The 18,335-nt window shown below is 60.0% G+C and carries 18 protein-coding genes; 4 read left to right on the forward strand and 14 right to left on the reverse strand.

Annotated elements, in window-relative coordinates; all coding sequences use genetic code 11:
- Positions 1 to 30 precede the first annotated feature (30 nt).
- From A3A9_RS0125295 to A3A9_RS0125345, 10 genes are all read right to left on the reverse strand, one after another.
- Positions 31 to 945 carry a class I SAM-dependent methyltransferase gene (locus A3A9_RS0125295; protein ID WP_006333821.1) on the reverse strand — a complete coding sequence of 305 codons (915 nt, stop codon included), beginning with the start codon at positions 943 to 945 and terminating at the stop codon, positions 31 to 33.
- Between the two features lie 12 nt (positions 946 to 957).
- Positions 958 to 1,560 (reverse strand): phosphatidylcholine/phosphatidylserine synthase, encoded by a 603-nt coding sequence (locus A3A9_RS0125300; protein WP_006333822.1) that lies wholly within the window; start codon positions 1,558 to 1,560, stop codon positions 958 to 960.
- The gene (locus A3A9_RS0125305) at positions 1,557 to 2,375 is read right to left on the reverse strand and encodes a phosphocholine cytidylyltransferase family protein (protein ID WP_006333828.1); all 819 of its coding nucleotides are present in this window, start codon (positions 2,373 to 2,375) and stop codon (positions 1,557 to 1,559) included. Before A3A9_RS0125305 ends, A3A9_RS0125300 begins: the two co-directional genes overlap by 4 nt.
- A gap of 30 nt (positions 2,376 to 2,405) precedes the next feature.
- A complete protein-coding gene (locus tag A3A9_RS0125310; RefSeq protein WP_006333830.1) occupies positions 2,406 to 3,596 on the reverse strand; it encodes an aminotransferase class I/II-fold pyridoxal phosphate-dependent enzyme in 1,191 nt (396 codons plus the stop codon).
- 47 nt (positions 3,597 to 3,643) lie between these two features.
- Positions 3,644 to 4,552 (reverse strand): phosphoenolpyruvate mutase, encoded by a 909-nt coding sequence (gene aepX / locus A3A9_RS0125315; protein WP_027033189.1) that lies wholly within the window; start codon positions 4,550 to 4,552, stop codon positions 3,644 to 3,646.
- A 508-nt stretch (positions 4,553 to 5,060) separates the two neighbouring features.
- Positions 5,061 to 6,104: an LLM class flavin-dependent oxidoreductase gene (locus A3A9_RS0125320; RefSeq protein WP_027033188.1), complete on the reverse strand. Its 1,044-nt coding sequence runs from the start codon at positions 6,102 to 6,104 to the stop codon at positions 5,061 to 5,063.
- Positions 6,105 to 6,354: 250 nt separating this feature from the next.
- Entirely contained in the window at positions 6,355 to 7,995 is a 1,641-nt protein-coding gene (locus A3A9_RS0125325; protein ID WP_027033187.1) for an SDR family oxidoreductase, read from the reverse strand.
- Between the two features lie 183 nt (positions 7,996 to 8,178).
- On the reverse strand, positions 8,179 to 8,718 hold the full coding sequence (locus tag A3A9_RS0125330) for a nuclear transport factor 2 family protein (RefSeq protein WP_027033186.1): 540 nt from the start codon (positions 8,716 to 8,718) through the stop codon (positions 8,179 to 8,181).
- 211 nt (positions 8,719 to 8,929) lie between these two features.
- Positions 8,930 to 9,175: a ferredoxin gene (locus tag A3A9_RS0125340; protein WP_027033185.1), complete on the reverse strand. Its 246-nt coding sequence runs from the start codon at positions 9,173 to 9,175 to the stop codon at positions 8,930 to 8,932.
- A gap of 38 nt (positions 9,176 to 9,213) precedes the next feature.
- Positions 9,214 to 10,431 (reverse strand): cytochrome P450, encoded by a 1,218-nt coding sequence (locus tag A3A9_RS0125345; RefSeq protein ID WP_027033184.1) that lies wholly within the window; start codon positions 10,429 to 10,431, stop codon positions 9,214 to 9,216.
- Positions 10,432 to 10,597: 166 nt separating this feature from the next.
- Between A3A9_RS0125345 and A3A9_RS0125350 the strand changes: the two genes are divergently transcribed.
- The 3 genes from A3A9_RS0125350 (at position 10,598) to rpoN (ending at position 13,993) form a co-directional block, all read left to right on the forward strand.
- A complete protein-coding gene (locus A3A9_RS0125350; RefSeq protein ID WP_027033183.1) occupies positions 10,598 to 10,798 on the forward strand; it encodes a hypothetical protein in 201 nt (66 codons plus the stop codon).
- Positions 10,799 to 11,915: 1,117 nt separating this feature from the next.
- On the forward strand, positions 11,916 to 12,464 hold the full coding sequence (locus A3A9_RS0125360; RefSeq protein WP_027033182.1) for a peroxiredoxin: 549 nt from the start codon (positions 11,916 to 11,918) through the stop codon (positions 12,462 to 12,464).
- A gap of 74 nt (positions 12,465 to 12,538) precedes the next feature.
- A complete protein-coding gene (gene rpoN / locus A3A9_RS39460) occupies positions 12,539 to 13,993 on the forward strand; it encodes an RNA polymerase factor sigma-54 (protein WP_051371151.1) in 1,455 nt (484 codons plus the stop codon).
- On the opposite strand, the gene A3A9_RS0125370 is transcribed toward rpoN, so the two are convergent.
- The 4 genes from A3A9_RS0125370 to A3A9_RS0125385 all read right to left on the reverse strand — a co-directional run bounded on the left by A3A9_RS0125370 (position 13,990) and on the right by A3A9_RS0125385 (position 17,684).
- On the reverse strand, positions 13,990 to 14,643 hold the full coding sequence (locus tag A3A9_RS0125370) for a nitrogen fixation protein NifQ (protein ID WP_027033181.1): 654 nt from the start codon (positions 14,641 to 14,643) through the stop codon (positions 13,990 to 13,992). The genes rpoN and A3A9_RS0125370 overlap by 4 nt on opposite strands.
- On the reverse strand, positions 14,640 to 14,957 hold the full coding sequence (gene fdxB, locus A3A9_RS0125375) for a ferredoxin III, nif-specific (RefSeq protein WP_006333844.1): 318 nt from the start codon (positions 14,955 to 14,957) through the stop codon (positions 14,640 to 14,642). The genes A3A9_RS0125370 and fdxB overlap by 4 nt, the downstream gene beginning before the upstream one ends.
- Positions 14,954 to 15,157, reverse strand: a complete 204-nt coding sequence (locus A3A9_RS0125380) for a CCE_0567 family metalloprotein (protein WP_027033180.1) — start codon at positions 15,155 to 15,157, stop codon at positions 14,954 to 14,956. The genes fdxB and A3A9_RS0125380 overlap by 4 nt, the downstream gene beginning before the upstream one ends.
- Positions 15,158 to 15,788: 631 nt before the next feature.
- The gene (locus A3A9_RS0125385) at positions 15,789 to 17,684 is read right to left on the reverse strand and encodes an ABC transporter ATP-binding protein (protein ID WP_161634538.1); all 1,896 of its coding nucleotides are present in this window, start codon (positions 17,682 to 17,684) and stop codon (positions 15,789 to 15,791) included.
- A 34-nt stretch (positions 17,685 to 17,718) separates the two neighbouring features.
- Between A3A9_RS0125385 and A3A9_RS44905 the strand changes: the two genes are divergently transcribed.
- Positions 17,719 to 17,874, forward strand: coding sequence for a hypothetical protein (locus A3A9_RS44905; RefSeq protein WP_154674715.1), 156 nt, complete (start codon positions 17,719 to 17,721; stop codon positions 17,872 to 17,874).
- Positions 17,875 to 18,335 lie beyond the last annotated feature (461 nt).

Genomic DNA, 18,335 nt, shown 5'->3' on the forward strand with positions numbered 1-18,335 from the left:
GGGTCGCTCTCTTGGCACGAATAACGCCGACTACGTGCTCGGCTTTTCGCCGATCATCTGGATGCAGCCATCGCCGAACCAGAAGCGGGCCAGCGGGTGGTCATAATGACGGTACATCGGAGCGAGAAAACGCCGAAGGTTATGGAAATTTCTCGTATATCTTGAGATCCTGCGGATTTTCTCGAAGCCGCACTCGCCATACCAACCTCGGATTTGAGCCTCTGTGAAGGCGAACTCGTGATAGGTCGGCGCCTGGAAGCGATCCCGGATCGTCACGAACAAATCATCATCAAAAAGACTCCGAAAGAATTCGTTTTCGCCAGGTATATATTCCTTCTCTTCGCCGTCCTTTATTCTCAAGATCCAGTTGATGGCTTCGCGTGCGGTGGATGCATCCAGATTGTCAATGGAACTGCGGAATTGCTCGTCGCTTTGGTAGAGTTCTCGCAAGTGATTGATGCATCGGTAAATGACGCCGTTGGCGGTACCCATAATCGTCAAAAAGAAGCTGCCGCCGGGGCGGGTTACACGGGCAAGCTCTTCAAAGCCTTTTTTCGGATTGCTGGTGTGCGGCAAAACCCCTGCGCAATGGACAAAATCAAAACTGAAGTCGTCAAACGGCAGATCGAGCACACTACCAGCGACCAGTTCCGAGCGCGGCCCAAATCGGCTGAGCCGTTTGCGCGCGCAATCCATCCAATCATTGCTCAATTCAAGCGAAACAACGTTTCGTGCCCCCTTGTCGAGAAACGCATAGGACGCATTCGCGTTGGAGCCGCAGCCCGCGTCCAGGACATCAAGGCCGCGGAAGCTGCCGGTTGGCAGGCCGAAATATTCCTCCTCGATTAGAGAGACCAACCTGTCGAATATGTGGTCGTCATTCTCCTGCTGGCGCTGGTAGCGATCAAAGACGGTGCGAGTTTCGATCTCGAAAGAGTTTTCCATGTATTCTCTTCCCTATAGCTTTGTGAGCAAGGCGACAGATCCGGCTGCGGCGAGTGTAAGGTTGCCCAAGCGCAACGCACTGCCGGTACCCGGAAATTTGAAGTTTGAAAGATGCAGGACCGACAGCACAAACCCTGCACCGATCAATAGGTTGCCCAGGCCCTTCACCGGCAAGTGACGGTCGGCGACGAACAGCAATGCCAACACGAAGAGGTTATTGTTCAACGGCAATCCTCTGCCGAATCCGTCAGCGTCCAGTCCGAACGTCGAAAAATAGCTGAGGCGCAGAGCCCCTGACAGGATGAGGCAATTGGCAGCCAACAATGCGGGAACGGAGAACGCGTTGAAGGACAAAATGAGAACCGCTGGAAAGACGGCTGCGTAGACCAAATCAAGCAGCCCGTCCAACGTGCCACCCAGCTGTGCCATCAAAGCGGACCGGTTCGGGGAACTCTTCGCAACCATGCCGTCGGCATCATCCGCCAAAAGAGCCCACAAGCCGAAACAGATGCCAATCTCGAAGCGCCCGATCAAAGCAAAGTAGATCGCCGTGGTGGCCAAGATCAGCCCAAGGGCCGTAATGGCATTTGCAGCATCGAACAGATAGCGGATCATCCTCCTACCCCCGCAACGGCGGCCGGCGCGCCGGCACTGTGTCTGTGAGGTCGCTCGAGGGCGAAAATTCTTTCCGCCACCCGCAGGTCCTGTTCACTGTCGATCTCGTACCATCGCAAATCGTCACATCGCGCCGCGGCGAGTTGCAGCCCGCGCTGCTCGATGAGATGCGCGAGCAACTCCTCCGTATAGGCTTTGATCGCGCCCGAGCCGATCAGGTCGTGGAGGACCGGGACGATCACCGTTTGGAGTTCGGCGCCAGAGAACCGGATGAGGTTCATCATCTTGAAGAGCACCGGGGTGCCTGATGCCAGATTTGCTGCCGTCTGCTTCAACCGGACTTCGGATATGAAGCCGTTGCCGGAAAGGACGGCCGCGGACCCTTCCATGGATGGATCGAACGGCGCGACCGCGGCGGCATTGGCCGCCTCCACCCTGATCAGGTGGCGCAGCGCATCTTCTTCGAAGAAGACGTCACCTTCGAGGAGATAACAGTCGCCGGAAAGAAGCGTGTCGCGTGCCAGCCAGAGCGAGTAGGCGCTCCCTGTCTTGTCGAAGACCGAGGACTCGACATAGTTGATTTCAAGTCTGCCGAAGCGTTTGCCACAGGCATGGCGTATGGCATCCTTGCGATAGCCGACAACAATCGTTACCTCTTCGACTCCCACCGCCTGAAGGTTCCACAGTGCATTGTGAAGTATCGGTGTGCCGTTGACTTCGACGAGGGGCTTGGGACACAGATCGGTCAGCGGACGCAGGCGGGAGCCGAAGCCGGCAGCGAGAATGACGGCTTTCCTGGGAGCAGCGGGAGGCATCTCATTCACCTCTTTCGTTGTGTTGCGGTGTCATTTCCAGGCGTTGAGGAATTCGACGAGCCGGGCCAGGCCGGTCGCGAGTTTTTCAGGTGGAATTCCATAGGACAGGCGCAGGCCGGCGGGGTCGCCGAACGCGGTGCCCGACACAGCTGCGACGCCAGCTTCGGCAAGCAGACCCGTCACGATATCGTCGGCTGTCGTTGAGGCGCCGTCTTCCGCTCCCGGTCGCAGCAGATGGGAAAGGTCGAGATAGAAATAAAAGCCCCCTTGCGCCCTGGCGACCGGGACACGCGTCAACGAAGAAAGCACGTCGAGACCGACCCGTCTGGCGCTTGTCAGGCGTGAACGCAGCTTGCCTTCATAGTCCGAGCCACCCCTTTGCAAATGGGCGAGCACCGCGTGCTGGGCAATTACGTTTGGATTCGAAGTGGTGTGCGATTGCAGGGCCTTGACGGCATTGATCACCCCTTTTGGACCCGCCAGATAACCGATGCGCCAGCCGGTCAATGCTAGCGATTTGCTGAAGGAGTTGACGATCAGCGCGCGTGCTCGAATTTCGGGAGCGACCGAGACGATCGGATGGTGGGTATGACCCCCATGCACGAAGTCACCATAGCACTCGTCGAAAATGATCCACAGGTTGCGGCTGACCGCCAATTCAGCGATGGCCATCAGAGTCTCAACATCGTAGACCGCACCGGCCGGATTGCTGGGCGTGTTGACGACGATCGCCCGCGTGCGTTCGGTGACCGCCTCCTTGATGTGTTCGGGGCGCGGGACGTAACCGTTGGACTTGGTGTCGACGAAGACCGGTGTGCCGCCGGCGATTAGCACCTGGGCCGGAAACGTTGTCCAGTAGGGCGCCGGGATGATGACCTCGTCGCCCGGATTTAGCAGCACCATTGCGGCATTGAACAAGGCCTGCTTCGCTCCGGACGTCACGGCAACTTCCTCGGCCTTCCAGATCTGTCCGGTATCGAGGGAGATCTTCCGCGCCAGTGCCTCGCGCAACTCCACCATGCCAACGCTATCAGTGTAGCGATTGACGCCCTTATTGATGGCGTCGATCGCGCCGTCGCGAATCGTGGGTGCAAGCTCGCTCCAGATCTCGCCGGCGGTCAGATCGATGATCTCCTTGCCAGCATCGGCCGCCGCTTTTGCGGCAGCGCGCGCCGCGGCGGTACCCGATGTACCGAACAGATTTGTCCGATGCGCAAGCATGTGCGCTCCTGTTTTCGTTTTGCTTTTCAAAAGACGGGCTGGGCCTGCTACCGCACGCTGGTCGCCGTCTGCGGCAGATATTTCTCTTCCGCCGCTGAGAGTTCCTGGTAGTTGAGGAGATCGAAGAGTTCGTCGAGCGTCGCCACCTCGTCCTCGATACCGGCGATACTTTCTTCGCGGAGGATGCGGTCGCAGACCTGGCGCATGGCCGAGATCGCCGCGCGCATGTTATGGTTCGCCCATATGACCGTGGAGATTCCGGCCGCCCGATACGCGGAGACCGGTGTGCGGTAATATTTCGTAGGCACGATCACGACCGGAAGGTGGTTCTGCCAGGCGCGCGTGAAGGCGAAAATCTGCTCAGCGTTGGACTTGCGGGAATGAATCAGAATAGCATCGGCGCCGGCCTCAGCGTAGGCTTGTGCTCGCGCCAGCGCCTCATCCTCTCCGCGGCCGGCGATGAGCGCCTCGATCCGGGCGACCAGAACGAACTCCGCATCCGGCACTTGGTCCTTCACCGCCTTAAGCCGGCCGCAGAACTCGGGAATATCGGCCAACGGGTGCCGATCACCGATGAACGAGTTCATTTTCGGGAACGCCGTGTCCTCGAGACATATGCCGCTCGCGCCATGTTGGCGCAGCTTGCGGGCGACCAAACGGGCATTGTTGAAGTTCCCGAACCCGCTGTCCCCGTCGACGAGGACTGGAATGTCCACCGTGTCGGAAATTCGCTCAACGACATCGACGAGTTGGGACCAGGAAGCTTCGTTCGCATCTCGATATCCGAGACTGGATGAAATCGAGAGGCCGGACGCCCAGAGCGCCTTGAAGCCAGCGCGCTCGGCAATCGCCGCCGAAAGGCCGTCATGAGCCTCCATTGCGAAGGCGAGTTCACTGGACGCGATCATTCGGCGCAAGCTCTCTCGCGTCTGCGCACCAGACTGCCTCTCCACCATGCGGTCTCACCTCCACCAACGCTATCCAGCCGACAAGCCTGTCATCGCTGCCGCACGAAGTACTTTCAGTGACGCACGCTCTGCCCGCCGATTGGCGATCCGCCACTGTCGTGCACCCATACAGAATCAATGAAGCAAGGCGCGTGCCGAATTGGCGAACCACCTGCGCCGCACCAGTTCTCCATACCGGCGCGCCAGGTCCCCTCTCGACCATTTGTCGGGCTTCCGACATCCTCGTCCAACTTCGGACACAAGAAGGGTCGCGGGAGTGGCTATTCGTCTACGCCATGGCGGCCGTTCCGGGCTGCCGATCAACGGTCTCAAGCGAGATGGCCAGGGAGCGGAAGACCGGCGGTCCGTGCAGGCAAGGACGGACGACGTTGGTCTTCGATCCCGGCAATCGCCAGTCGGCTTGATTATTTACCCATGCCTCATGGACGAAGTGTCGAGCATCGGCATACGAGATTTCAACACCCCCAGGGGCCCGCCCCAAGCTTCAAGCCTTGACCTAACCAAGCGACTTGTTGATCGCTGGAATGATCTTGTCTCCCCAGAGCTCAATCTGGCGTAGCATCGTCTTTTGGTCGAAATCTCCCAATTGGGTCTGAATTGCGATCTGGTCCGGCTTCAGGATACTTATCTCTTCCAGCAGGCGATCGATGACGCGACTTACGCTGCCGATCGGCAGGTTCTGGCGCATGGTCTCGAACGACAGATCCTGCTTCGTCGGTGTTTCCTGCAGCAGATAGCCGTCCCGGCTCTGCTGGCGGCGCTGATGAAGTGCTTCAGATAGCCGGCGCTGGAAGCGGGCGTTGTCGAGATAGCTGTCGAACTCCGCCTGATCGTCGCTGGCATAGCAGCAGCGCAGAAGCCCTACCTTGGCGGCAGTGACATCCTTACCCCGCGAGGCCGCTGCTGCCTCGATGGTCTCACGCAGCGTTCTCAAGTTTTCCAAGCCGTTGTGGAACGCCGTGACGAAAAGATTGTGGCCCTCACGATAGGCCCGGCACATGCTTCGCGCGGACCCGCAGGCGATCCAGATCGGTGGGGCTGGCCTTTGGATGGTGCGCAGCGAAATCGCCGTTAAAGGTATTTTCTCATACTGGCCATTGTGCTCGAAGACCTTCTGGTTAAGGCCCTTGAGAAGGATATCCAGGTATTCCGCAAACACGGCCGGCGCCTGATCGACATCGACGCCGAAGCGCTCGAACTCGAACTGCTGGTATCCCGAGCCGACGCCGAGTTCGAGGCGGCCGTTCGAAACGATATCGGCAAAGCCGATCTCGGAGAGCAGGCGCTGCGGTTGATATAGCGGCAGCACACACACACCGGTGCCAAGGCGAATGGTGCTCGTAAGGCCAGCACAGTGCGCCACCATCATCAAGGGCGAGGGAACCAGGCTGTAATTGTTGAAGTGGTGCTCGGCGAACCAAGCGGTGTTGAAGCCAGCCTGCTCCGAAGCGATTGTCTGTTCTATGGAATTACCGATGACGCTGTCGCACGATTGATGATAGCCTCGCTGGGCCGCCAAGATGAACGTCGCGAATTCCATGGCGTGTCCCTCGTTTACACAAAGTGGCCAATCAAGCCTTCGACTTGTGCCGATTGCGGGTGGGCCGCGGTATCGATCCGGCCTGGCGGCGACGTAGTCGACGATCTTGCGCAAAGCCGCTTATCGTTCGGCGGCCGCAGGCAAGCGCCAAAACCTGGCTAGTGATTCGACCCTGATGACGAGTTTTCCGTCACCGATGAAGACGATCACTTGGCAAGCCGTGCTTGGCACGTGCCTTGCAGCCGCAGTCTCAATCCTCGAACCTCGTCGGCTTCGACGAACCGCAACCGGTCGCCGGCGAACATTCGGTTGGATTTTCTTGATCGGTTGGCTGGGCGTTTCGCGCGTCAGCCAACGAGGTCAAGCCGCCGTCCACGTAGAGGGTCGAGCCGTTTACGTATGAGGCATCAGGCGAGGCCAGAAAGAACACTGCCTCGGCGACGTCTTCGGGCTCTCCCATCCGCCCCATCGGGATGCGCCGTTTGATCGCTACGGAATCGATGCAGCCGGACTCGATCAGCTGAGCAATGTCAGGCGTACGGATATAGCCAAGAGCGACGGTGGCCGTTCGGATGCCGACCGACCCGAGTTCGGCCGCCATGCACCGGGTCAGAATGTTCATACCCGCCCTGGACGCCCCATAGGCATGGCGCGGCACGAAGGGCAGGAAACTATTGATCGATCCAAGATTGAGGATTACGCCGCCGGCGTCCATCGACTTGATCGCCTCGCGCGCGCAGGTGAAGGTGCCGGTGAGATTGACGTCCAGTACCCGCTCGATCTGTCGCGGGATTTCGATCCCTCGCACAAACGTATCGGCAATAGCAGCACAGTTGACGAGGATCTCGATGCGACCGAAGCGCCCCCGTATTTCCTCGAACAGGGCCACCACCTCGCTCTCGACCGCCAAGTCGGCGGATTTCGCCACGTGCCTGCCGCCCAGCAAACCAGCGAGTTCTGCCGCCCCAGCACCATCTTTATCAGCAATCACGACTGTGTCGGAGTTCGCGGCAAAGCGGCGAACGACGGCGGCGCCTATACCGTTCGCGCCGCCCGTCACGACCACTGTGCGCGCGCCAGTTCGTTCGGCCGGCCGGAAGAGTTCGGCTCGAGGCGTCTCGTCGACCGGCGGGTGCGCGTCGCCCGGCTGGTTGAACGACATCCAACCGCCGTCGACCGTCAGCACCGATCCTGTGATGTAGCCCGTCTGTGCGCTGGCCAAAAAACGCACGGCCCGAGCGATCTCGTCGGGGCGCGCCATTCGCCCCATGGGCACGCGGCGGCGCACGGCCGCGAGGTCCATCTTGCCCGCACGTTCCAGTTCCGCCACCATCGGCGTGCGCACGTATCCTGGCGCTACCGCCGTTACGCGGATGCCGCGCGAGGCCCACTCGCATGCAAGCGATCTCGTGAGAGCGATCAAGCCTGCCTTCGAGCTGGCATAGGCGTTGCGCTTGGGATTGCCGAGCACGCCCGCCAGCGAAGCGACGTTGACAATGGCAGCGCCGGGCTGCATGCGGCTCGCCGCTTCGCCGGCCATGATGAAAGGCCCGATCAGATTTGTTGCCAGCACGCGTCGGAAGGCCTCGAAACCGGTGTCGATAGTCGCAGCCATGGCGGGTCCTATCGCCGCGTTGTTGACGAGAACATCGATTTTCGCGAACTGCGCTTCGATGTGGCCGTATAGGGCGACAATGTCCTCTTCTCGTGAGACATCGCATTCGAGGCCCAGATGCGGATGGCCGAGACCGCCGGCCAGTTCAAGAACGCCGCTGCCAGGAAGGTCCACCGCAACGACGATGTCTCCATCGGCGGCAACGATCTCGACCAGCGCACGGCCGATTCCGCCTGCCGCTCCCGTTATGATGACGACCCGTCCTGCCTGCTTCATATGAACCTCTCCGCAGCCAGCGTCAGAGATATCGACGCGAGTCAGCCGCAAGACCGGTCGCGGACGTCCTGGTGACGGCGAGTTTCCATACCGGGTAGACGTGTTGCGTTCCGCGACCGCTCCCGCGACGCGGCTCCGCAATTGGGAGCCTTGGAAAGCATTGTGGTGACATGCATGGCATTTTCATTTTGATGACGAGCTGCGGCGCTTCCTGAGCGCGTAAACCGGGTCATTGGGATGCGCTGCTCCGATCGGTTGCCGCAAGCCGAACCGTTCTGCCTCGGGGACCGCTGGTGGGGTCTGCTCTTCGATCCAATCGTAAACGACGGTCCGTTCGGCGATGCGCCACGCCCCTTCCCTCTTCTGAAAAAGATCGCAGTAACGGCCGCAGAGAAGCACCTGGCGTGCTTCTCCGTCATTGTCTGGTCCGCGTTGCAGCGCGGTGAAATAGCTTTCGACCACTGCCTCCGGCGGGTCGATGAATTCGATCAAGACGTTCGTGATCTGGTGGATTAAGCGCGGTCCGGTTTTGAAGAGACCAAGCGCAAACTCAAAGAAGCCCTCGGCTGAGCCGCGATAGGCACCGTGATTGTCATGCGCATCGGGCCAATATGCACTGCGCAGCGCAGCCTCATCCGCGCGGTCTATGCCGCGGCAGTACCGATAAAGGCAGTCGCGGATCGCCTCGCGGTCGCGCAGTTCGGTGATTTTTGCCTGGCCCATCGCTCTGTCGCAAATTTGAGATTGGAAGAGGCGTTTCGTGCCTCTAGGTGCGTGCAAGGTCGAACCGATCGGCAACTGAAGAAGCCAGAACGGAGACGAACTTCACGTGTTGCGTGCGTGTCATTGAGGTCTCGACGCCGGAGAGAAGGTAGGCAGGGAAGCGGCCGGACATCTTGCTTTGCGGTGTGGGGCCACGTCTCGTCGATTCCACCTAAGCTTCCCCAGTTCTTGGTTGCATGGCGGCTGGTCCGAACCGCGCTGCCGATGTGCGATCGACTTCCAGCGCACGTTCGGGGCAGGATCGCGCGCCTTGTGACGCAAGCAGTTGCTCCCCCTCCGCAACCTGAATGTCACCGGGCAGGATGTAGCCATCGTCATCAAGCTTGAAGATGTCCGGCGCTTGCGCCCAGCATCGCGCGTGACCCTGGCATTTGGCATTGTGGACGATAATGCGCATAGCGCTGCCTCCATTGTCTTGGCATGGCTCGGCGATGGTCATGACCAGTCCAAGATCAGATTTTCGATCCCGAACACATGGCCGCCACAGGTGATGGGCGCTGTACCCTCCTTGATCCGGAAGGTCGGTATGCGCGCCAGCCACTCCTCCAGGCCAATGACAATCTCGCGCCGGGCAAGGTGTGAGCCAAGGCAACGGTGGGGACCATAGCCAAAGGCGGCGTGGCGGTTGTGCTCTCGCGCCAGATCGACCGTGTTGGGGGATTCGAATTCCTCCGGGTCGCGATTTGCAATCATCGTGGCGCACGAAACATAGTCTCCCTTTCGGATCGGCGCGCCTTCGAAGTCGATATCTTTCGTAGCCACGCGGATCAACTGAATGGGCGGATAGGCCCGCAGCAACTCTTCGGTTGCGAGCAGGATGCGGTCCGGTTCGCTGCGCAGCAGTTCCTGATCCTTGAGGTTGCGCGCTAGATAAGCCAGGTCAAAGCCAATAGCTGCTGCGACAGTGTCAAGTCCCGCGACGAACACAAGCACGCCGATGCCACGGATCTCCCCGTCGGTTAGCCGGCGGCCTTCGATCTGTGCCTGCACGATGAAGGTCATGAGATCGTCGACCGGATCCTTGCGGCGATTGGTTGCAAGTTCATCGATGAAAGCCACAATCTTGCGGGCAGCCACAGGTCGTTCCACATCGTCGCCGTGGAGCAGATCTTTCGCCCAGCCGACAAATGTATCGAGTCCCTGATCCGGCAACCCCAGAAAGCGAAGGAAGATGCTGACAGTGAACGGAAAGGCAAAATCCTTCATGACGTCGCAGCTCGTGGCCGATGCGGTGATCCGGTCGATCAGGGCTATCGCTCGCTCACGGACAGCCGGTTCCAGTGCCGTCACCCGCTTGGGCGAAAGCAGCGGACTGAGCAGTGAGCGAAATGCGCCATGGGCCGGTGGATCGAGCTCAAGCGGGATCGTCGGCCAGGTTTCGCCCAGTATGGAGGAGAAGATGCTGCGATGGCTGGAAAAAGTTTCAGTGTCCTGCAGCACCTTACGCTGGTCTGCGGCGCGGGTGATGACCCAGGTGCCCCGGCCATCTTGCGTGTTGTAGGGGGAATAGAAGATCGGAGGCCCGTCATGGGCGCAAGCGACGGCTGCGTGTGGATCCCCGTTGGGCGTTGGTGGCATGCCTGGCGATGTGAACAGGCTGAAGTCTCTCACCATTTCGGGCGGGACATGATCTGGAACCGGGTTGATCGCCATTGCATTTCTCCTGCCGTCTAACCACTAACCAGGCCGCGCACCATGGCATCTTGGCCATCCAGCAAGCTTGTTGCCCTCTTGGCCAGACCGCTGCCTGTCCGCCAAAGAGCCGACGAGCGAAATCGTCGGAGACGCGGCGTTTTCCAGCTTCGAACGGCGAACCGGAATGAAGCTCTTGCTCCACAGCGGTTCGGGGTCGATCATCTCTTCGAGGATATCCGCAGCGCGGCACGCGAAAGACCGGCTGGCCGCCGAAGTGCTCGCCGGTCTCCTCAAGCGCCGGCGAGAGGACAGGAGCAAGCACATTCTGGTCGAACCGTATCTGCAGGTCGATCGGTGGCCATTGGCCGGTGCCGGGCGGTTGTGACGGTGACGCCAGTCACGCCGGTCGATATTGCATTCCGCGGGCAATGCCCGTTTCGGATAGAAACTGAACTGACGCTGACCTGACATGTCGTCTTCCTTCATTGCATTGAGCACTCACGAATGGACGCCAGTCGGTATCTCCTGCCGTCTCACATGAGAGCTTCAAAAGTCGTGCCAACGGCGCGGAAAGAGCCCTGCAGGAGATTTTCTACATATCATTCAACAGCTTGAACGAATGCGCAGCCGCAAGCCTGGCGGAGCAAAGCCGTGTCCCGGACATGACAAACCCGACGGCAAAGTCGCGGCAGCTTCAAAATGCTCCGAGAGCACAAGGCGGTCTTCCCGTCACTTCAGGACCGTGCCCGCCTCACGCAAGCGCAGTTCAGGAAGATGGGCATGGCCAGCTTGCTAATGGACGTGCTGGCTTTTTTGTACCCGTTGTCGATTTCGAAGCGGTCTCGCGGGCGTCGGTAGGGCGAAGCGCGTGGGCCTGTCAGCCGTCTCAATCCTGAGAACGGAGGCCATAGGGACCCTCGTCAGGTTAACCCCGATCGACTCCTGTCCCTCGTTCCGAGTTTGAGCCCAGATTTTCGCTTCGAATACGAGCCACGTGTTCGCCGACCCGGCGACCCGGCGACCCTCCGGTCCGACTTCCGACATTTTTGTCCAGCTTCGGACAAAGAGGGGGCGCGGCTTGATACGCATAAACGGGATCTCCTCTGCCCAGAGCTCACGATCAGATGATTATGGGCGCGCTCGCTCTCGGCGAAGGCACGGTCTTGGCCGCTCAAGGCAAAGAGTGTCGCTGCAAAAAACAGTGTGAACCCCCAGCCTAAAATCAAATGGCACGGCGCTTGCGTCGTACTCGGCAGAACCCATCACAAGGTGGCCAGGAGTAAGACCATTGCTGACATCGCGACGCCCCGTACAAGCGCGTAGTGAAACCGTTCTCGTGCCGCCACAAATCGAGAACGCCCGTGCTCGCGAGCGGTTTTGCCATGGCTGATCCAAGGTCGACGCAAAACGCGCGGCGCTCGACCGAATTGCCGGCCGCGGTCGATGCCGTGTCAGTTTCAACCGAAAAAGCAGCGCACCAGTTTTCCTCCAGGAGCACATTGATGACGGTCAAAAAAAAGGTTCCTTTTGTCACCTTTCGCACGCGTGTTCGCGATGAGTCCATCGAGGGGCCAAACCCGTACCGCTGGGAAGACAAGACATCCGACGACTATTTCAGCGGCAAGCGCATCATCCTGTTCTCGCTGCCCGGTGCCTTCACCCCGACCTGCTCGACCTTGCAGTTGCCCGATTTCGAAATGCTCTACGACGAGTTCGAGAAGGAGGGAATTGACGCGATCTACTGCGTTTCCGTCAACGATGCGTTCGTCATGAATGCGTGGGGCAAGGCCCTGGGGCTGAAGAAAGTCCAGCTCATACCAGACGGCTCGGGCGAATTCACCCGCAAGATGGGCATGCTGGTTGCCAAGGACAATCTCGGCTTCGGCATGCGCTCCTGGCGCTACGCTGCCGTGATCAACAATGGCGTAGTGGAGCAGTGCTTCGAGGAGAACGGTTTCTGCGACAACAGCGAGGCCGACCCCTATGGCGTATCGTCGCCGCAGAACGTCCTTGAAACGCTGAGAGCCGCCAAAGCCGTGACGGCTGCATGATCTAGACGAGTCAACGTCTCGAAAATCCCCTTGCACAAGGCGAAGGGTCGCTCGGTAGGAGTTTCACGCTAACCATGGAGTCCTCAGCAAGCCTGCTTCAGCGTCAGAAGCAATCGTTGGTTTTGACGCCGCAAATGATGGAATCCATTCGCCTGTTGCAACTGGCGCATCCCGAACTGCATCAGTTCGTCGAGCAGGAAATCGAGAAGAACCCCTTTCTGGAACGGGCATCAAACCGGGCGCCGAAGGACATTCCGTCGATTTCGGCCGGGAAGCCGCGCATCGGGCCGACCACGGGCGGAATATCGGATCAGGCCTCGCAGTGGAAATCAATCCGCGGCAAAAACAATGTCCAACCGGGGGGAAACCATGCGTTCGAAGATACCTGGACGTCCATCGAAACATTGCACGACCATGTCGCTCGTCAGATCGCTCTCAGCGCATTCGCGCCGCTGGAGCGGCGAATAGCTGGCGAGCTTGCCGGTCATCTGGAAGACACCGGATACCTTCCGGTGAACCTTGCGGAACTGGCCCGCAGCCTGAATGTCCGGGAGGCTGTTGTGGAACGGGTTCTCGGAACCTTGCAGCAGTTCGATCCACCGGGTATTTTTGCGCGAACTCTCAGCGAATGCCTTGAGATACAATTGCGGCAGCTAGACAGATTCGACCCGGCAATGGCAGCGCTGGTCGCCAATCTTGAAGCGCTGGCGCGACGCGATTTTCAATCATTGAAGCGCCATTGCGGTGTCGATGAAGACGACCTTCTCGACATGTTGCACGAAATCCGCGCGCTCGATCCCAAGCCTGGAAATCGATTCCAATCCGGAGGGCCTGAATCGATCATTCCCGACGTCTTGGTCCAGCCCTCTCCCGGAGGTGGGTGGCAAATCGAACTCAATCCAGACACGCTGCCCAGGCTGCTGATGAACCAAAACTATTTTGCCCAGGTCTCCCGCCTAAGCGCCCAAAATTCGAAAGACCAGTCATTTCTCAACGAATGCCTCCAAAACGCGAACTGGCTAATCCGCAGCCTTGATCAGCGCGCCAAGACGATCCTCAAGGTAGCGGCTGAAATCATCCGCCAGCAGGACGCCTTTTTTGAACATGGGGTCGCCCACCTGCGGCCTCTCAATCTCAGGACTGTCGCGGATGCGATCAACGTGCACCAGTCGACGGTAAGCCGGGTAACGTCGAACAAGTACATGCTGACCCCGCGCGGCGTGTTCGAACTGAAGTATTTTTTCACTGTCGCGATCGGCTCCTCCGAAGGCGGCGACGCGTACTCCGCCGAAGCTGTGCGCCATCAAATCAAGGCGATGGTTGCCGTGGAATTGCCCGACGAAGTGCTTTCCGACGACGACATCGCCACGCGGCTCAAGGAAACCGGGATCGACATTGCTCGCCGCACCGTTGCGAAATATCGTGAGGCGCTGAACATCCCGTCCTCCGCGCGACGTCGCCGGGAAAAGCGCGTGCGGCTTCGATGCCAATCAAGCCCGGACGGCGGCGGCGACGAAAGCAGCTCTTAATCCAAAGCGAACCCGTTCTTGATCCGTGCCAAATGGCTTTCGCCTTCCTCCGGGCCAAAACAGCTTTCGAAATCGCCGCATTCCTGACAACTGGGCGCGGTGCATAGCGAAAAGCCTTCAGCCTCGCAGAGCTTACGATAGAAATACTTCTTCCATTTCATGTTTTTGGTGTTGCCGGCCGCCAGCGCCGGGAAATGCCTGGCCATTAAGCGGCTGAGTTCGGCCCGATTGAAAAGGCCAAGGTCCTGCCACAGATGGTCATTGCGCAAACTGCGCCTGGCGATGATCTTGGCGAAGAGGGTGCTCGCCGGATCGCCTGGTCTGGCATGCCCAATAAGCAAGCCGCGCAGAAGCCCTTCCTCCATATCCGGCTCGGGATCGGTCAGCTTTTCCAGCGCGAAGGCGTTGACGGGAACAGCCGGGAAATAGCGTGTCATGACATCTCGCAGGTCGGCACGCGAAAGGCCGGTTGCTTCGGTCGCGGTCGCCTTGCCGGCCTCGACCTCCTCGAACGCGAGGTAGAAAACACAGGCAAGCACATGCCGGTCGAACGCCGCCGCCTGGTCTGTCGGCGGCCATTGGCTGGTGCTGAAACAGCCACGGTGATGGGCGAATGTGGCGCCGTTCTGCTGGTCTTGTCCCCAGCTCATGCAGCAAGCTTGTCGGCCGCAAGGTGGGTCTGGCAGTTCTTCGGGCAGACGCGGCCGCAGGCGCCGCAGCCGATGCAGCGGCCGGCATGGTCGACGATCATGACCATGCGGTTGAGCTCGCCGTCGAAGTCGTCGTCCTCGCCCGCGCAGATGCCGAGGATTTCGCCTGCGTCATCGACGCCATGAAGGTGCATGACCTCGCGCGAGCAGACCTTGAAGCAGCGGCCGCAGCCGATGCAGGTCGCGCCATCGATCGCCGTCAGATAGTGCGGCGTCCAGGGAGAGCCGTCGCGGGTGACGAAAGCGCCCGTCATTGTGAATTCTCCAACGCTGCGAGTTCTTCCTTTGCCGCATCCAACTCGGCAAAAACCTCGAAGGCTTTCCAGGCGACCGCCTCGATCTCGGTCCAGTTGACCGGAAGGTCCTCGGCAAGGTCGTGCAATTCCATCTTGGCGGCTCCCGCGCGCGACTGCAGCTTGCGGACCTTCTTCTGCAACAGCGCAAGGTCTGACATGATCCCCTTCCTCGCAAGCCGGTCGTTACGCCCGCGCCATGTCGGGACGCGCTTCGATGGCCACGACCGCATCGCCGGCGCGCCGGCCTCGGCGGGTTTCCGGAACGTCTCGAAGCCGAGCCGGTGATGCCGATGGTAGGCGAGACGCTGCAGCCAGCTTATGCAATCCCGCGCGGCGAGACGCAGGTCCGTATCCTGCACCTCGAGTTCGGCATAAGAGCGGTTGAGCGCAGACGACAATCAAGATCTTGTTCCCGACGTCGACGCGGGCGGTGAGCGCATATTGTGAGGGTGTCGATTTGGCGACACCCATATGCCAGAGAAGGCGGATCTCGCGTGGACCCGGCGCGTTGCTTTCCTTCGCTCCATTGATCGCATCAACCAGGATCTAAATGATCGCGCGGCGGCCGCCGCCTCAGGAGGAAGCCCCAAGCGCCGTGCCGGGAACGCAGGACGCAGCTCATAAAAAATTGTCTTCATCCCATTCATTGGTTTGCTCAAGAGCGCGTCAGGAAGACAGGCCGGCACCAAGCGTGTCGTGGATTGGACAAACCCGACGACAGGTTGGGGCCGCCCGTTCAGGAACGGCCCGACAGGATTGCTGGGGAGGCAAGCTGAATTCACGCCGCGTTCAACCGTGTTGCACATTGGTCTCATCCCACCCCTTTGTCAGTTCCAAGGCCTGCCGCTCGAACAGGCGGCGGTAGATGCCGTCGCGACGGATCAGCGCGTCATGGTCGCCCTGCTCGGTGATGCAACCACGGTCGAAGACAAGCAGCCGGTCGAGTGCCCGCACCGTCGAGAGCCGGTGCGCAATGACGAGCGTGGTGCGCCCGACCATGAGCCGCTCCATCGCCTTCTGGATCAGCACCTCCGATTCCGAGTCGAGGCTTGATGTCGCCTCGTCCAGAATGAGGATCGGGGCATCGGCGAGGAAGGCGCGCGCTATCGCCACACGCTGGCGCTCGCCGCCTGAGAGCTTCACGCCGCGTTCGCCGACCAGCGTACCGTAGCCGTTCGGCAGGCGCGCAATGAAGTCATGCGCGCTGGCGAGCCGCGCCGCCTGCTCGACATCGGACCGAGAAGCACCCGGCCGCCCATAGGCTATGTTCTCGGCCAGCGAGCGGTGGAACAGGAGGGGCTCCTGCTGTACGATCGCGATCTGCGAGCGTAGCGAACCCTGCGTCACCCGCGAAATGTCCTGCCCATCGATCAAGATTCGTCCAGCATCCAGGTCGTAAAGCCGCTGGATGAGCTTGACGAAGGTGGTCTTGCCGGAGCCAGAGGGGCCGACCAGACCGACCCGCGCGCCGGCCTCAATCGAAATCGACAAGTCGCTGTAAAAGGGCGACCAATGATTGCCGTAGTGGAAGTGGACGCTCTCAAAATCGATGTGACCCTTCGTGATCCGGATCGGCTTGGCGCCCGGATCATCGGCCACGTCGGGCGGCTGGCTGTAGGTTTGGACCAGTTCCTCCATCTCATTTACAGAGCGCTGGATGTTGCGCACGTGTATGGAAACATCACGCAAGTAGCCATATAGGACGGTGAAAGAGGCGAGCACCAAGGCGATGTCACCTGGGGTAGTCTGGCCGCGCGACCACAAAAATAAGGCATAGCCAATCAAAGCCGCTCTCATCGCAAGAAGCATGATCCCCTGGAATGCAGCACTGACCGTCCCGCGCACCCAGGTCCGGAGGGTGCGGTGCCGCCACTTGGAGATGACTTTCGCAAGGCGATGATCTTCCCGCACCTCGGCGCCGAAGCCTTTGACCACCGCGTTACAGCTGATCGCGTCCGCAAGCGAGCCGCCAAGCCTCGTATCCCAGTTGTTGGCGAGGTTTGCGGCTGGCGCCACATAGCCGAGCGACAGGATAATGATCAGCGCCACATAGCCAACCGAGCCGCAAGCGATGATCAGCCCCATCATCGGCCAATACCAGCCGAGCAGAACGCTCGACCCCACGAGCATGATAAGCGACGGGAACAAGGCAAGAAGGATCGTGTCGTTAAGGAGGCAGAACGCCCACATGCCGCGCGTGATCTTGCGCACCGTAGAGCCGGCGAAGGTTTTCGCATGCCAATCGGTCGAAAAGCGCTGGACGCGATGGAACGCGTCGCTGGCGATGTCCGACATCATCTTCAGAATGAAGTCATTGACGGCAATGAAGGCGATGTTGCGCATGACGACGGCGCCGAGTGCGAGCGCGATCAACATTGAAAAGGCCGCAAGAGCCGCATCCCACACGACGGCGTCGGCTGCCGCTCCTTGGGCGACCGCGTTTACGAGCCGTCCGGAATAGAGCGGCGTCAGAACGTCAAGGAGCGTTGCCACCAGCACCGCGATCATAATGATCGCGAGCCGGACCGGCTGCTTGCTCCAGTGGCGCATGGTGAAGGCGAAAACGTCGCGAAAGGCGGCGCCGCGTAGATCGATGTGAAAACGCCGCGTGGCTTTGTACGAGCGCAGCAGGCCGCTCGGTCTCAAGAAACCCGAAATGGAAGGTCTGCGTGAGGACGAAAACATCGCTCGGAATGCGGGTGGCTGATCTGGACCTGACATGTTGCTTTCTTTCCTTCGTTCCATCGATCGCGATGTCACCCGCGAGATGAATATCGGCCGCGGGCACGCGCTGCCCTACGAGGAGAGAACCGCAAAAGCCGCGCCAAAGGCTCAGAAAGAAGCTCAGAAGAATTTTCTGCATATTCTACAATGACAAACGAGATCTCAGCAGGGCAACGGGGGCGTAACAGTGCCGTGTCGCGCACGCGACAAACCCGACAGGACGCCTCGGTCGCGCGGGCATCCTTGGCGAACGGCCCGACAGGATTGCTCCTCACGCGAGGCGGAATCTACGCCCGCCCGATTCAACGGCGTTCCGCGTTGAACAATTCCCGCCGATGTCGGACATGCGACATAGCAGTGTTAGAGCCATCATGTTGTTTTGAAATGATTCCCTTCTTTGGCACGGTCCATGCGTAGCTGTTCGCGAACGCGTCCGGCCTGAAGGAGAGACAGTCCATGATCAAGCGCACCGAAAACGCCGTGGCCTAAAGACCGCGCTTGCCGGGGGCCGAGCCGGCGCAACGCTGGCGCACCAAGGTCGAGGCGGGTTGCCGCGCCGGCGCCAAGAAGCGCGCAGGCCGAATGTGGCGGCGGCAACTCCTTCGGCTAACC

This window comes from Mesorhizobium loti CJ3sym (assembly GCF_000472785.1).
Taxonomy (GTDB): Bacteria; Pseudomonadota; Alphaproteobacteria; order Rhizobiales; family Rhizobiaceae; genus Mesorhizobium; species Mesorhizobium loti_E.